At 52.1% G+C, this 13,502-nt stretch carries 13 protein-coding genes; 9 read left to right on the top strand and 4 right to left on the bottom strand.

All coding sequences use genetic code 11. From position 1 onward, the window contains the following. Positions 1–785: 785 nt before the first annotated feature. On the top strand, positions 786–1,523 hold the full coding sequence (locus ACR0BU_RS23320; RefSeq protein WP_480739271.1) for a hypothetical protein: 738 nt from the start codon (positions 786–788) through the stop codon (positions 1,521–1,523). A 483-nt stretch (positions 1,524–2,006) separates the two neighbouring features. On the opposite strand, the gene ACR0BU_RS23315 is transcribed toward ACR0BU_RS23320, so the two are convergent. The 3 genes from ACR0BU_RS23315 to ACR0BU_RS23305 all read right to left on the bottom strand — a co-directional run bounded on the left by ACR0BU_RS23315 (position 2,007) and on the right by ACR0BU_RS23305 (position 3,930). Beyond that, positions 2,007–2,798: a DUF4147 domain-containing protein gene (locus tag ACR0BU_RS23315; protein WP_480739272.1), complete on the bottom strand. Its 792-nt coding sequence runs from the start codon at positions 2,796–2,798 to the stop codon at positions 2,007–2,009. Positions 2,799–2,934: 136 nt separating this feature from the next. After that, the gene (locus ACR0BU_RS23310; RefSeq protein ID WP_480739273.1) at positions 2,935–3,774 is read right to left on the bottom strand and encodes an EamA family transporter; all 840 of its coding nucleotides are present in this window, start codon (positions 3,772–3,774) and stop codon (positions 2,935–2,937) included. A gap of 3 nt (positions 3,775–3,777) precedes the next feature. Further along, a complete protein-coding gene (locus ACR0BU_RS23305; RefSeq protein WP_480739275.1) occupies positions 3,778–3,930 on the bottom strand; it encodes a DUF1127 domain-containing protein in 153 nt (50 codons plus the stop codon). A gap of 111 nt (positions 3,931–4,041) precedes the next feature. Between ACR0BU_RS23305 and ACR0BU_RS23300 the strand changes: the two genes are divergently transcribed. The 7 genes from ACR0BU_RS23300 to ACR0BU_RS23270 all read left to right on the top strand — a co-directional run bounded on the left by ACR0BU_RS23300 (position 4,042) and on the right by ACR0BU_RS23270 (position 10,932). Then, a complete protein-coding gene (locus tag ACR0BU_RS23300) occupies positions 4,042–4,917 on the top strand; it encodes a LysR substrate-binding domain-containing protein (RefSeq protein WP_299085518.1) in 876 nt (291 codons plus the stop codon). Between the two features lie 121 nt (positions 4,918–5,038). After that, a complete protein-coding gene (locus tag ACR0BU_RS23295; protein WP_480739276.1) occupies positions 5,039–6,184 on the top strand; it encodes a homocitrate synthase/isopropylmalate synthase family protein in 1,146 nt (381 codons plus the stop codon). Continuing rightward, positions 6,184–7,404, top strand: a complete 1,221-nt coding sequence (locus ACR0BU_RS23290; RefSeq protein ID WP_480739277.1) for a 3-isopropylmalate dehydratase large subunit — start codon at positions 6,184–6,186, stop codon at positions 7,402–7,404. The genes ACR0BU_RS23295 and ACR0BU_RS23290 overlap by 1 nt, the downstream gene beginning before the upstream one ends. Further along, entirely contained in the window at positions 7,361–7,924 is a 564-nt protein-coding gene (locus ACR0BU_RS23285; RefSeq protein ID WP_480755766.1) for a LeuD/DmdB family oxidoreductase small subunit, read from the top strand. Before ACR0BU_RS23290 ends, ACR0BU_RS23285 begins: the two co-directional genes overlap by 44 nt. Further along, the gene (locus tag ACR0BU_RS23280; protein WP_299085525.1) at positions 7,917–8,858 is read left to right on the top strand and encodes an isocitrate lyase/phosphoenolpyruvate mutase family protein; all 942 of its coding nucleotides are present in this window, start codon (positions 7,917–7,919) and stop codon (positions 8,856–8,858) included. The genes ACR0BU_RS23285 and ACR0BU_RS23280 overlap by 8 nt, the downstream gene beginning before the upstream one ends. A gap of 3 nt (positions 8,859–8,861) precedes the next feature. Continuing rightward, positions 8,862–9,935: an isocitrate/isopropylmalate dehydrogenase family protein gene (locus ACR0BU_RS23275; RefSeq protein ID WP_480739280.1), complete on the top strand. Its 1,074-nt coding sequence runs from the start codon at positions 8,862–8,864 to the stop codon at positions 9,933–9,935. 376 nt (positions 9,936–10,311) lie between these two features. Further along, positions 10,312–10,932, top strand: coding sequence for a hypothetical protein (locus ACR0BU_RS23270; protein WP_298938396.1), 621 nt, complete (start codon positions 10,312–10,314; stop codon positions 10,930–10,932). A gap of 276 nt (positions 10,933–11,208) precedes the next feature. Here the strand turns inward: ACR0BU_RS23270 and ACR0BU_RS23265 are convergent, their stop codons facing one another. Then, on the bottom strand, positions 11,209–12,111 hold the full coding sequence (locus ACR0BU_RS23265) for a DMT family transporter (protein ID WP_480739281.1): 903 nt from the start codon (positions 12,109–12,111) through the stop codon (positions 11,209–11,211). Positions 12,112–12,200: 89 nt separating this feature from the next. On the opposite strand from ACR0BU_RS23265, the gene ACR0BU_RS23260 reads away from it, so the two are divergent. Beyond that, positions 12,201–13,076 carry a LysR family transcriptional regulator gene (locus ACR0BU_RS23260; protein WP_480739283.1) on the top strand — a complete coding sequence of 292 codons (876 nt, stop codon included), beginning with the start codon at positions 12,201–12,203 and terminating at the stop codon, positions 13,074–13,076. Positions 13,077–13,502 lie beyond the last annotated feature (426 nt).

Raw genomic sequence — 13,502 nt, 5'->3', positions numbered from 1 at the left:
AAGGCACCGCCTGCTCCGCCGAGCGGACAGTTGGTTGGCATAAATGCGGGAATTGATACTTGCGTTGGCCGGAAGCGCTGTGACAGCCTCAGCCAGAAGCGAACCCCCGCCGGGGATCGGGCGCGATCGCGTCAAGCTATCCAATCCGGAAGCCACGATCAGACTGTCTATCAATCCACGAGCAATAGCTGGCCTGGGGCCGGATGTCAGAGTATCGGGGTGATGTCACCGGTGGGTGCTGCTGTCTGCGCCAAGGCGCGGCGCCGGAACTCGAACCGGAAAGCCGATGAAACCGTAGACACATCCGGACCGCAGATAACAGAATGAATCTATCGCAAATTTTGGCTATTTTCAGCCAAACACCCTGGGGGCAATCGATGCTTACCATACTAAATACTAGAACCAGCTTGCAGTCTTTGAGAAATTCCCAAGTCCTATGTTTGCATAGACACCAGCTATGGTGATCTGCGCCTGCTGGGTTCTAATTTCATCAACATGGGCAAGAGCTTGCAGATGTTCAGTCTGGCTAGACGAACAGTCGCTCAGTTGCAGTGGAAGCAAATTAGGTCCCGCTCATCCACCATTTTCCACGTGATATTGAATGTCTGGTTCTCGCGATTTGCGACCTGCTGCACGAGCGAAACTACGGAGGATGTCGAAGGTCTGGAAAGGGCTCTACGCACCAGTTCGGGCACCTCGCAGAGAAAGTTGGCAGCGAGCCCAACGTTGACTGACGCTGCGCTACGCACGAATGTCAGCAATGGCAAACAGAGGGTTGTTTCGCAATGATGGACTTAGAGCAACTTCAAGACCTACTTTCTGATTGGTACGAGGTAAGCCCTTCTGATCTTGGCGTTCCTGAAAGCGTTATTCCCGCTTGGTTGAACCCAATTTTGCGAGATTTTTATCGTCGGTTTGGTGCGCTGACGCTGCGCAATTCGCTGTTTGTGCATTCGGAATCTGAGAATTCACCATTATCATGCCAAGATCATGTAATTCCGATAGATGAGCTGAAGTCTGAAAACGGCTTTGCGGTCTTTTGTGATGAAAATCAGAGCGTCTTTGTCGTTGCGGCAAGCAATGACTCGTCTGATAGCGGAACATACGCAAGAGGCGATGGGGTTTCTGATCATTTTGTCAAAGAGTTAACTTGCGTTGATGTGCCATTGCAGGAGTGCCTGATTACTTGCGTTCTGCGCGAGACAATACTGAGCGTGAATGACAGATATCGCCGTATTACGCCCGACAGCTTGAAGACGGCTTTGCAAGTTGCTCGAATGGGAGAAACCGTAAGTAGTCGTTACATCTGGTCGGACAGTTATTTCACGTTCCACCTCTCAAAAGACGTTTGGTTCATGGACTGGGATGGCATGCAGTTTGCCGCACATCGTGGTCTGTGGCGGAAAAAACCGTCCACTTGGCAAGAACAAGTATTCGAAAATGGCGGAAGTTGGTCTTCTGGCCCTTCTGAACCAACGGTGACACAGAAAATTGAACGTTTTCTAGCTGGATTGCGGAAGTGAAGCAGCCATTGGGAGGTTCTTTTTGAAGGGCAGCAATGTCCGCATAGCGATCACTGATGCACTGCGCAGCGAACGACTGCGTCGAGCCCGCTTATCAGCCATCCGACGCCGGGCTGTGAATGTCCGGAATGTGCCGTTTGCGGTCCGCTGCATGTGCGAAAGGCGGAAATGGGATCAAGGGCAGCTTCGGGCTCATTCGACCAATTCAGGATTGTCGCAGAGAAGGTCCGCAGCGACCCCAAAGTGCAAAATGCTGCGATACTAAAGAATGACTACTTTATTAAATCGAGGCCAGAACATCCTGTTGTTTTGTGTGCCTTCCAGCATCACCTTGCGGAGGTATTTCTTCCCCCAAAAAAGAGCCCGGCATGAGGCCGGGCAAGTTTGTGGCGGGGATCACCACACAGGAAGATCGGAGTCTACTCGTCTCTTGCGAAATCCAACTGTGATTGAAGAGTGAGACGACGCGGTTGCCAAGTTTTCTTACGCCACTCCTAACCTTGTGAGAGGGGCGAGGGAAACCACTTTCGCTGGGGGCGCCAGAGGCACTTCCAGCGGTGTGCTGGAGTTTTCGAGAAACTCGCGGACGAGCCTAGGCAGTCGTGTGAACAATCCCTTTTCGATCAGTAACCGTCTGGCATCTGCTATGGTGCCGAGCGGGCCAGTGCTTGGTCCACTACCGATAACAGACGGATCAAGAATATCTTGCCGCGTGGTAGAAAAGGAATGAACCACCGCCGGGTAAGCTGCTCTCAAAATACCGCCCCCTTTCAGGGTAGAGATACATTGTCGTACTAAGTTGATCTGATAAATGTTCAGATCTGAAGCCAGTAGAAGCTCGTTGATCCGGATCTTGTCGTTCAAAGATACCCCGGCGACTGGTGACGGAAGCAGTGCGTATGCACCGTCACTGATGAGCGCAATTACGTTCGTTCCAACTCCACTATTTGCCAGCTTATCAGTAACAATCCTTGAGGCATCCAGCCCTTCCGCGTTTGGAATTGGGTGGGATGCCGCCAGCACCTCGCTTCCGTCGATCTCTCGATGATTTTCATGGCTTGTTACAGCGATTGCATCTTCCGCACTCACATCTCCGAAAACGTTGAGGGCGGTGTCCATCATGGTGCAGGCATCATGACCAACAGCTATGACGACGGTTTTGTGATTTAACGTCAGGCTGGACTTTGTTCTCCGTAACTCAGTCTCTAAGGGCGGAGGGCTTTGTACGCCCACCTGCATCGCACACGACAGACTTTTCAACGCTTGGAGTGCCATTTTGAAACCTCCCGATGTAATTCCAACTCGCCAATGAGGAGATGAAAAAAGCTCTGAATCAATCGAGTTTTCGGAACGAAATACGTGAGGAATTCGCACAAGTGTTCAGCAAGGATGCGATTAGCGCGCGCAAAATTCATAGCTTGATGAAGATAACACCACAAAAGATCGCGCATCCGGACGCCCATCTCCATCGGCTGACGGATTCGCCGAGAAGAAGCGTTGAGATGATGATTGCGAACAAAATGCTGGATTCACGAAGCGATGCCACGAGAGCAATGGGTGCCTTCGTGAACGCCCATACCGCGATCCAATACGAGCCGAGTGACATCAAACCAGCGGCAGTGCCAGTTTTCCACGCTGGTTTCAGGCCAGAAAATGCACTACGGCCTCGGACGGCGGCCGAGTAGATGAGCATTCCAATAGCATCACCGATGACCATCCAAAGGATAAACCCGGAGGAAGTGCCCGCAATTCTTGCGCCTATGCCGTCAACTAATGTGTAACTCGCTGTGAAACCGGCAGTACCGATCACAAAGAACAGTGCCGTCCCCCGAAGGCGATCTATGTGGCCTCCTCTCAGGGCCATCACAAAGATGCCCACCGAGATTAGGCCGACGCCCACCAAACTACCGCTGCTGAATGCCTCGCCGAGAACCAGCACGGAAAACAGAGTCACCAGTAGCGGTGCCGTACCTCTTGCCAGAGGGTATGCTTGGCTGAGATCAACCCTTGCATAAGCTTCCACCAGAAAAATCTTATACCCAGTATGAAGCAATGCCGCGGCTACAATCCAAGCATAGGCGGAGCTATCGGGTTGTTGTACGAATGGGAGAATTGGCAGCGCAGCAAGGGCTTGAACTATCGCCAAAAGTAGTACCGAAGATCTGCGGTCAATATCCAGCTTTACAACAGAGTTCCATCCTGCATGCAGAAGAGCAGCAACAAGGATCGCCAGAAATACGTGGGTTTGCATCAGTTACTCCCAAAACCATTTTTTTAGCTCTTGCTCCCGGTCCATGATGGATATTCCGACATCTTTCAGCGCACTCCGACCGAGCTTTGCCAGCGCGCATCTGGATCGGCGGTTTCTCGCCCATAGATTGAAAGTTGAGACTAAAATACTTGCCACTTCGTGTTCGCTTCGGTGAATGTGATCTGATTAGTGATGAAACGACTTCTCGCATTAGATAAGCACTTATAAAATCGAGATTTTCTCAAATCACTAGTGAGGATTTAGCACATGAAACGAGGAGTGTTACCTCTGAATGCGCTAAGGGCATTCGAATCTACAGCGCGCTTGGGCAGAATGCGTGATGCAGCTGACGAGCTTGGGGTGACATATGGCGCCATCAGCCGCCAAATCAGAGGGTTGGAAAAAACCCTAGGTATCGTGCTGTTTGATGGGCCAAAAAACAAGCTAGAACCCACCGAGGCGGCGCTTCGGTTGTTGCCTGCTCTTACCTACGGATTTGATCGTATCGAGGAAGCGGTCAATAAGGCCATGCAGGAAGAAGATCGGATCATAGACGTGTCTTGTCTTGGCACTTTGAGCATGAGGTGGCTAATCCCCCGCCTTTATGACTTTCACGACAAATTCCCCAAGATTGACATTCGCCTCACAACAGATGACGGACCGGTAAACTTCGCAAAACAACACTTCGATGTGGCTATTCGTGTAGGTAGTCCTGACCGAGCTGAACACAGCTATGAGCGACTATTCGACGATGCTGTTGGTCCAGTGCTGAGCCCGAAGATCGTTCCTAACGCAGGAATTCTCCATCCCAATGACATGAAAGATATTCCTCTGCTTCACACCAAAACCCGCAAGGACGCGTGGGCAAATTGGTGTGAGACGGTTGACGCCGATTTGCCGCACGAGGGTCGGGAATATGAGCATTTTTACTTCATGCTTGAAGCGGCGACAGCTGGGCTTGGGGCAGCACTTGCACCTCAAATCCTCGTCACTGATGACATTGATGCTGACCGCCTAGTGGCCCCTTTTGGCTTCCAGAAAACCGGCAACTTTTACTACGCAGCTTTTCGGCCTCGCTCCGGTCCACAGATAGCTGCGTTTATTGAATGGTTGGTTACGCAGGCGCAATCGGTCGATTCATGACCGGATTCAGCTCTGTGTAGAATCCTCACATACAAAGTCAGATACTTTCGATTGTGTCAAATTGAGACTCTGCGTTCTAAAGTTGTCAGTTTTGTAACGCTTTTATGAAGGAGAGCCAGCGATGCACGCGAACATTATTTTAGAGGATACAACACTTCGTGACGGTGAGCAGGCCCCTGGAGTCGCCCTTTCTGCTGAGAAAAAGCTGAAGGTCTTCGATGCTCTGCTCGGTGCGGGCGTGAAATGGCTGGAAGCTGGAATCGCCGCCATGGGCGGTGAAGAAGTGAAAGCCCTTCATCAGATGCTTGAGCGCAAGGACGAAGCAACCATTGTCGGGTGGAACCGGGGCGTTCGAAGCGACCTAGAGACAACACTGGGCTTGGGATTCCGAGCCATTCACATCGGTCTGCCAACGTCCAGTGTCCATCTGAAACACAGTGTTGGCAAAGACCGCTCATGGCTTCTTCAGGCGGCTTCCGACATCATCAAGGTAGCCAAAGACAAAGGGGTCTTTGTGTCCATCAGCGCGGAGGATGTGGGACGAACCGAAATCGGTTTTCTGCAAGAATATGCGTCTCACGTTGCGGATGCCGGTGCTGACAGGATCAGGCTTTCAGACACAATCGGGATGCTAGATCCAAAAGGATATGCGTCCCGCGTAACGGCCGTGAAAGAAGCTGCCGAGATTGATGTTCAGTGTCATTGTCACAACGATTATGGGCTGGCCGTTGCGAACACTTTGGCGGGGTTGGAAGCCGGAGCGCGCTATTTTCATGTTTGCGTCAACGCCATGGGTGAGAGAGCGGGGATGCCTGACCTTGCACAAATGGTTCTGGCTCTTCGAGACTTCCACAAAGTGGATGTCGGCATTGACACGACCAAGCTTTGGAACCTGTCGCGAACATTGTCGGATGCCACTGGCCAGGGGTTCCCGCCCTGGCAGCCGATTGTGGGTGACAATGTTTTTGCACATGAATCCGGAATTCATGTCAACGGTGTGATCAGATCGGGAAAAACCTTTGAGCCAATTGATCCGATTGACGTTGGTGGACATCGCCGCCTGGTTCTTGGCAAACATTCAGGTCGTGCCACGCTCAAGTACCACTTGGAGCAGTCCGGGGTCACGGTGAACGATGATCTCTTGCAGGGTTGTCTGGATAGCGTGCGGGCAGTCTCCATCGCGACCGGCTCCGAAGTATCGGTGGAAAGGCTCAAGGAAATCTACAGCGATGCCGAACGGCAATCCCTGCCGGAGGGTGTACACTGATGGCTATCGTGAATGACATCATCGCCGCCCATTCGGGTGGTGAACCGGTGGAGGCCGGTCAGCTCGTCACCGTCAATGTGGATAAAGTGTATGTTCAAGACGGTAATTCTCCGACCATAGCCAAGATATTTGGCGACAACGGGTGTAACTCAGTGTTTGACAAGGATGCCGTCGGCATTTTCTTCGATCACTCAGTCATTACGCCGAACATCGCAATCGCCAATCGCTTGAAGGAGGCACATGCATTCGCCACGCAACTCGGTGTGCAAGTTTTTCCGCAAGGTGCAGGCATTAGCCATGTGGTTGCGCTGGAGAATGGCTGGTTTGGACCCGGGGAGATCGTTATGGGCTCCGATTCCCACACGTGCACGGGTGGGGCCGTACAAAGTCTTGCCTTGGGTATGGGTGCGTCTGACATCGCCGCTGCTATGATGACCGGCGAAGCTTGGCTAAAAGTACCTGACACGGTTTGGTTGAACATCAAAGGCCGGCCTCTCTCCGTGACAAAAGCCAAGGATGTTGTTCTGCATGTGCTGGCAACGCTTGGCCAGGAGGACTTCCTTTATCGCTCAGTCGAGTGGATGGGGCCTTGGGTCTCCGAACTCTCACTCGACAGCGCGGCGACAGTTGCCAGCTTGGGGGTCGAACTCGGCGCAAAATGCGTGTTTTTGCCCGATGGTGCAGGGCGGCCAGACGGAATGCGTCAGATCAAACCAGACGCGGGCGGGCGTATTCTGGAGGTCGATATCACCGATCTACCACCGATGATTGCCAAGCCACATTCGCCATCGAATGTCGTTTCCATTGATGAGATGTATCACACCGAAATCGACTATGTTTTTGTCGGCAGCTGCACCAACAGCAGGCTGGAAGACATTGCGGATGTCGCTCATTTCCTCACGGGTAGGAAGGTCAGCGATCGGGTGCATTGTTTGGTGACGCCCGGCTCGAAGGCCGTGTATCTCGAAGCTGTTGAAAAGGGATACATCAGCGCACTTACGGAAGCAGGTGCAGTTGTCACACCACCGGGTTGCGGTTCTTGCCTGGGCACCCAAGGCAGCATACCGGCAGATGGTGATCGCGTTCTGTCCACTATGAACAGGAATTTTCTTGGCAGAATGGGGAACCCAAAAGCGGAGATCTATCTGTCGTCGCCGCTAGTCGCAGCACACGCAGCTGTTCACGGGCGAATTCCCTCCGTGGAGGACCTGCTATACTGAGAGCCTGAATGTAAGAACACGTCGCATCTCTGGCGTCATTTCCACAGATGACATAATCCCCGGCCGCTACAAACATATGCACACTGACACGTCTAAACTGGCTCAGCATGTATTTGAAAACCGGTTCCCTGGCCTGGCGGCGACTTTCAGCCCCAACGATCTGATCGTGGCCGACGATACGTTCGGAATCGGGAGTTCACGGGAACAAGCTGTTAGTTCTCTGCTTGCAGCCGGTGTCCGCGTAGTTGTTGCTCCACGCTTTGGGCGAATTTTCTTCCGAAACTGCTGGAACCTTGGGTTGTTTGCTATCGAAGCGGATGCCCTCTGCTTCGCGGAAGGCGAAAAAATCGTGGTGAACATTGCTGGTGGGACACTGATCGGTGCGGATGACATCGTTCACTTTTCACCACCGCCAGAACGGATGCTGGACATGGTGGCAGCGGGTGGCCTCATCCCGTCAGTGCTCAGCAAGGTCAAAAGACAACCGGTAGAACTCGAAGGGAGCGTGGATCATGCTTAGATCAAGCATCAACGGATTGCCCGAACGCCGCCGTGGAGAACTGCGCAGACGGTTGACCGGCAAAGGGCCAGTTGTTTTTTGTGAGGCTCACAATGGCCTTTCGGCAATGATTTCCGAAAACGCCGTATCAACGACCGGGGAAAAATTCGACGGCCATTGGGTTTCGAGCCTTACATGTTCGGCTGCGCGTGGATTACCTGACATGGAGATCTATGTCGCTGAACGACGCCTGGAAATGATCGAGGAGATATGCTTTGCGACCGGCAACCCCGTTATCGTTGATGCTGATACCGGAGGTGATGCCGTTAGCCTGGAATACTTGATCCGTAGGTTGGAAGTTCTCGGTGTGTCCGCGGTTGTCGTAGAGGACAAACGCCACCCGAAACGCAACAGTCTTGATGGCACTGAGCTGGATCACCTGGAGGAACCATCGGTTTTTGCGCGGAAGATACGCCGGGCTAAAGCCGCGATGCTCACCGACGACATGATGTTTATTTCCAGGCTGGAGAGCTTAATTGCGGGTGGCAATTTGTCTGATGCTCTCAGCCGCGCGGAAACATACATCCAAGCTGGCTCCGACGGTATAATGATCCATTCAAAAGATCAGACGCCCGATGAGGTTTTCGCATTTGCCGACGCCTTTCAGGAGCTGCGAAGCAGCTTCGACAAATACATCCCGCTGATGTGTGTCCCAACGACTTACAACACGGTCAACGTGCAGGATTTGGGCGTGCGTGGGTTCGATATCGTAGTTCATGCAAACCACCTTCTGAGAGCGGCGCATATGGCAATGAGTTCTACCTGTCAGCAGCTCCTTGAGAGCGGGATGTCTGCAGTGTTGGATAACAAAATTTCGCCGGTGAAAGATCTATTTTCTCAAACCGGCTACTACGACGCAATGGAACGCGACAACCGCGTGATAGAGGGGGCATAGCCAATGAAAATCGCTTTGTTCACAGGTGATGGAATCGGCCCCGAGATCTCGGCGGCGACAAATAACGTTCTGATCACGGTTCGCGACCAACTTGGGCTCAATCTGGAAATTTCTGCTCAGCCCGTTGGGCTGAGTGAACTTGACCGCTACGGCACAACGGCACCAGCCAGTGTTTGGGACTTGGTGAAAAACTGTGATGGCGCAATTCTTGCGCCGCTTTCGACTTACGCATATCCAAAACCCGAGGATGGTGGCGTAAATCTGTCTTCGGAATTCAGGACCAAACTCAACCTTTCTTCAAATGTCCGGCCATGTGTATCGCTATGCGACGTTGGTCAGGCGATGGATCTCGTTGTCGTTCGTGAAAACACAGAGGGTTTTTACGCTGTGAGAACGATGTTCCAAGGCGCCGGGGAATTCATGCCTGATGCAGACTCGGCATTCGCGATAAGGAAGATCACCAGAGTTGCAACCCGACGGGTTGCCCAAACAGCTTACGAGTTGGCGGCAGAGCGTCGCAAGAAAGTATCTGTCATCCATAAAGCAAATGTTCTCAAACTGTCGGATGGGCTATTTCTTGATGAGATCCGCCAAGTGGCCAAGCAATATCCAGCCATTGAGTTGGAAGAGGTGCTTGTGGACGCAGCTGCGTCACTGCTTGTTCGTGAACCATCATCGTTCGATGTCGTTTTGACCAGTAATATGTTCGGGGACATATTATCCAATCTGACCGCTGAACTATCAGGGGGACTAGGGTTGGGACCGTCTTTGAATATTGGTGAGAATTTTGCCGTCGCTCAGGCGTCTCACGGTTCGGCTCCCGATATTGCTGGGCAAAATATCGCCAATCCGGTTGCTCTGACTTTGTCTGCAGCGATGTTGTTGGATTGGTACGGGAACCAACCGTCTGCTTTTCGCAAACCATACCTCATGGCGGCATCGACAATCAGGTCAGCAGTTCGAGAGGTGCTGGCTCGGACGAGTTCCAGAACACGGGATCTGGGTGGAAGCACGTCAACGACAGATTTTTCCCAATCCGTGTGCAATGCGATACCTTCGGTCCTCGCATCAGCGTGACAGGTTGATTTGTTGAAAGTAAAGGGCATTTGCGCTACGCAGGTGCCCTTCAATCACTCCTAGAACACAGCGTACATCATCTAAGCTCGCGGGAATGAATGCAGACCTACATTTTATTTGGCTGGAGGTCTGGTTTGTCCGCGTCTTTCCTGTTCATGCGGCGTGCAGTGAATGTCGATCCATACCGGACCGGCCCTTGGTGCAGACCGCGGCGAAGGCGCCAGGGGAGCCCAACTTGACCAGTGCTGCGCTGTGAACGAATGGCAGCTTGCGCGGGTGAGCAACTTTAAACCGCACGTGGTTTCCCGGCACTGAGAACCTTGCGGTTCTAAAAAGCTGCGTTCACTGTTTTCATTGAAGGTAAGGGAGATCCAAAATGGGAGACGCACTATCAAACGCACTCCGGAAAGCAGCAAAAGGTAGTGGCTGGTCCATAAAGCAAGACATGCTCTCAAAGCAAAACGAAGGATATGCATTTTCCGTACATCCAAGAAGGGGGGCTTTAGGGTGTATCGAGTTTAGAGCAAAGCCCATCGTCTGGGACACTACGCTTTGGTCTATCCTTCAAATCGAAGGCAATGAGGCAAAGCCTGTCAGCTTTCGTTTTTCGGGCGCATTTACCTGCGATTGCCCCGCACTTATCCAAGAAGCTGTGGACGATCTCAAAACAAATCCAGAGACAGCAGAAAAGATGGTTGAGCTATCTAGCCGGGCTCTGGAGAAGCGAAACATTTGGCAAGGCTATGATCTTTCTAAAGCTGCTGAGCGTGAACAACCGCAGCAGCTCTACAGGTATCATATAACTCATGTTGTGGATCAGATTTGCCGAGGCGACCATCAGTCCGCGCAGCAGATATGCACGGCGGCGCTGAATGGCGATTTGGACTTGCGTCATACGCTGTATTCGACTGACAAACTTGCGCCAACACGTCCGGATGGTAGCAGAGAAAGCCGATCCTTTTTTAAACTCGCCCAGCTTTGGATGGATCGCTTCTAACTATTGACATGGTACACCTGAGCGACCCAAAAGCTGACTTCGGCGCAGCCGCAGCGAAAGCTCACTTTGTCCCGCTTACTTGCAACTGATAGATCTTCGTTGAATGTCCGGTTTGCACCGTTCACGACGTGCTGCACGAGCGAAGCCTCAAAATGCAGTTAAGGTCTGGTAAGGGCTCAAATCACCTGTCTGAACCCGCGCAGCGAATGACTGGAGCGAGCCCAAAGTGCGTAATGCCGCGTTTCGAACGAATGACTGGTTTCAAGACGCCAACATTTATGTCTCTCGATTTGCAGTTCTGGTATCCATCTTCAAGGTAGGAATGCTAGCAAGCACTCCGCCGCCGATGATGATCAAGATTCCACCTGAAATGAAACCAATGCCTGGGTATTCACCAAATCCAACAACGCCCAATATCATTGCGAATATCAGCCATGAGTAATCAACGGGCCCGACAATCGACAGCGGCGCAATGCGATATCCCCGGATCGTGCAATACTGCGCGAGGACTGAAAGCGGTCCAAGCGCAAAGCACCCTAAGACAACAGCCATACTGACGGATTTCCACTCAAAATATGCCGGGACGCACATCAGCAGAACGCCAAAAGCGCTGATGTGAAGCATCATAGAGAGCGCGCTTTCAGTTTGGCTCAGCAGTCGGATAAGCAATCCTTCGGAGGCCATCAAAAAGGCGCTGAGCAATGCAACTGAAGCCGGAATAGCAGCGAGTCTACTTTGGAATGCCCCCTGAGAAAACATGATCAACACCGCGCCTGCAAGCGATATCAAGACCGCAAACCCATGGCGTACCCCAACGTATTCCTTCAGGAACACAACTCCAAACAGAACTGTCACAACGCCGTAGAGAGTACCGATAGCCGATGCGTCTGCTACAGGCATATGTGCGGATGCCCAAGTGATTGTGGCGGCGGCGGAGCACCCAAAGACTGCGCGTATAAAATGCCGGAGCGGTACTTTGCTTTTGTACTGAACAAAGGATCCCAAACGCACCGCCAAACAAAACACGGTCACGCAAGAGCCGATGTACCGTAAAAACAGGATTTGAAATGTTCCAATGGCCCCGTCGGCAAATTTGGCGGCGGCAAAGATAACAGTGAACAGGGCTGTGCTCAGCAGTACCCAAAGGATGGCCTGAGCATTGGTATGAAATGATGACATGAAAAACCCGTTGATGAATTTTGTTATTTCTAAAGACCGGTTCCTATTGCGATCAAACGAGTTATACTCAACTTGAGTGAGGAAATTTGATGCAGACTACCAACGCAATATCATTGAATGCACTGCGTGTGTTTTCATTGGTAGCCCGGCATATGAGCATCAGGAAAGCCGCAGAATCGCTTGGGGTAACTCCGGGCGCGGTCAGTCACCAGCTCAAGACGTTTGAACATTCTTTGGGGGTTCAGCTTTTTGTGCGGCGCAACAACGCGATTGATCTGACGGACGCAGGCGCGCGGCTGTTTCGACAGTCTGCGCCCAGCCTTCAAATGCTTCACACTGCGCTTGAGGATGTCGTTCGCGACACGAACGAACTTCGCGTTCGGTCTACGATGTCATTTGCCGTACGTTGGCTGATACCTAAGCTACATCTCTTCAAGTCGAAGAACCCAAATGCCAGTGTTCAGGTTGAAACGTTCTATGATATAGACAATCCACCGACTGGAACGGCTGATGTGACAATCAGTTACTTCAAGCGCGATAAATGCCCGGATGGCGCACGCATCCTTTTTCATGATGTCTGCCGTCCGTATCTAGCGCCTGGATTACTGTCAAAACTAGTCGACCCACTGGACGTCGCATCTATTCCCGCTCTTCAATGCACAAAAGGGAACTGGGATTGGCAGCTCTGGCTCGTCGAAGCTGAAAAAAGCGACATGCAGCTTAATTTTGCTGAACATTTTGACCTGGATGATGCCGCCTTGCGTGCCGCATCTGCGGGAATGGGAATGGTGCTTACATCCGATTTTATGGTTGAAAACGATGTCGCCGAAGATCGTCTTGTTCCGTTGCCCAATAGCAAAGACATCAATGTCGGATATTATACCCTACGTGTTGATGGGCGTGAAACAGGATTGTCCAAGCGATTTGTTAGGTGGTTGGAAAGTGCAGCTGAAAGCCGCCATTAATGTCAACGCTGCGAAAGCTCAGTAGGCCCGCTCATCTGCCTTAGGTCACTGGCCTGTTTGCGCCGTTCACGACTTGCGGAACGAGCGAAGCCTCAAAGTGCGGTGAAGGTCTGGTAAGGGCTCATTCGACCAATTCAGGATTGTCGCAGAGAAGGTCCGCAGCGAGTCCATGCGTCCAACTTACTGTAGCGCGGCGAATGTCCGGTTTCGGTATTTGGCAAAAGGTGTATCCTGACATCATCCTTCCAAACAATGAGGACCGTAACTCTGTGCCAACACAGACAATCAGCAAGCGCGTGCCTTGGGTCCTTGCCTTGGGAATGTTCGTTATTGGTACGACGTCGCTCAGCATATTGGGCTTGGGACCGGCGCTGACGCGCGATCTGGCCACGGACCCAGCAGACGCGGGGTGGCTCGTCACAGCAT

It is taken from the genome of Ruegeria sp. CK2 (assembly GCF_056536585.1).
This window is presented reverse-complemented; position numbering and strand designations above follow the sequence as displayed.

What these genes read in the sequence shown, in the direction of transcription:
- ACR0BU_RS23315 (WP_480739272.1), bottom strand. Translation starts at nt 2,798, where the DNA reads ATGGCACTCCAAGCGTTGAAAAGTCTGTCGTGTGCGATGCAGGTGGGC.
- ACR0BU_RS23265 (WP_480739281.1), bottom strand. Translation starts at nt 12,111, where the DNA reads ATGTCATCATTTCATACCAATGCTCAGGCCATCCTTTGGGTACTGCTG.
- ACR0BU_RS23300 (WP_299085518.1), top strand. Translation starts at nt 4,042, where the DNA reads ATGAAACGAGGAGTGTTACCTCTGAATGCGCTAAGGGCATTCGAATCT.
- ACR0BU_RS23280 (WP_299085525.1), top strand. Translation starts at nt 7,917, where the DNA reads ATGCTTAGATCAAGCATCAACGGATTGCCCGAACGCCGCCGTGGAGAA.
- ACR0BU_RS23310 (WP_480739273.1), bottom strand. Translation starts at nt 3,774, where the DNA reads ATGCAAACCCACGTATTTCTGGCGATCCTTGTTGCTGCTCTTCTGCAT.
- ACR0BU_RS23260 (WP_480739283.1), top strand. Translation starts at nt 12,201, where the DNA reads ATGCAGACTACCAACGCAATATCATTGAATGCACTGCGTGTGTTTTCA.
- ACR0BU_RS23270 (WP_298938396.1), top strand. Translation starts at nt 10,312, where the DNA reads ATGGGAGACGCACTATCAAACGCACTCCGGAAAGCAGCAAAAGGTAGT.
- ACR0BU_RS23295 (WP_480739276.1), top strand. Translation starts at nt 5,039, where the DNA reads ATGCACGCGAACATTATTTTAGAGGATACAACACTTCGTGACGGTGAG.
- ACR0BU_RS23290 (WP_480739277.1), top strand. Translation starts at nt 6,184, where the DNA reads ATGGCTATCGTGAATGACATCATCGCCGCCCATTCGGGTGGTGAACCG.
- ACR0BU_RS23320 (WP_480739271.1), top strand. Translation starts at nt 786, where the DNA reads ATGATGGACTTAGAGCAACTTCAAGACCTACTTTCTGATTGGTACGAG.
- ACR0BU_RS23275 (WP_480739280.1), top strand. Translation starts at nt 8,862, where the DNA reads ATGAAAATCGCTTTGTTCACAGGTGATGGAATCGGCCCCGAGATCTCG.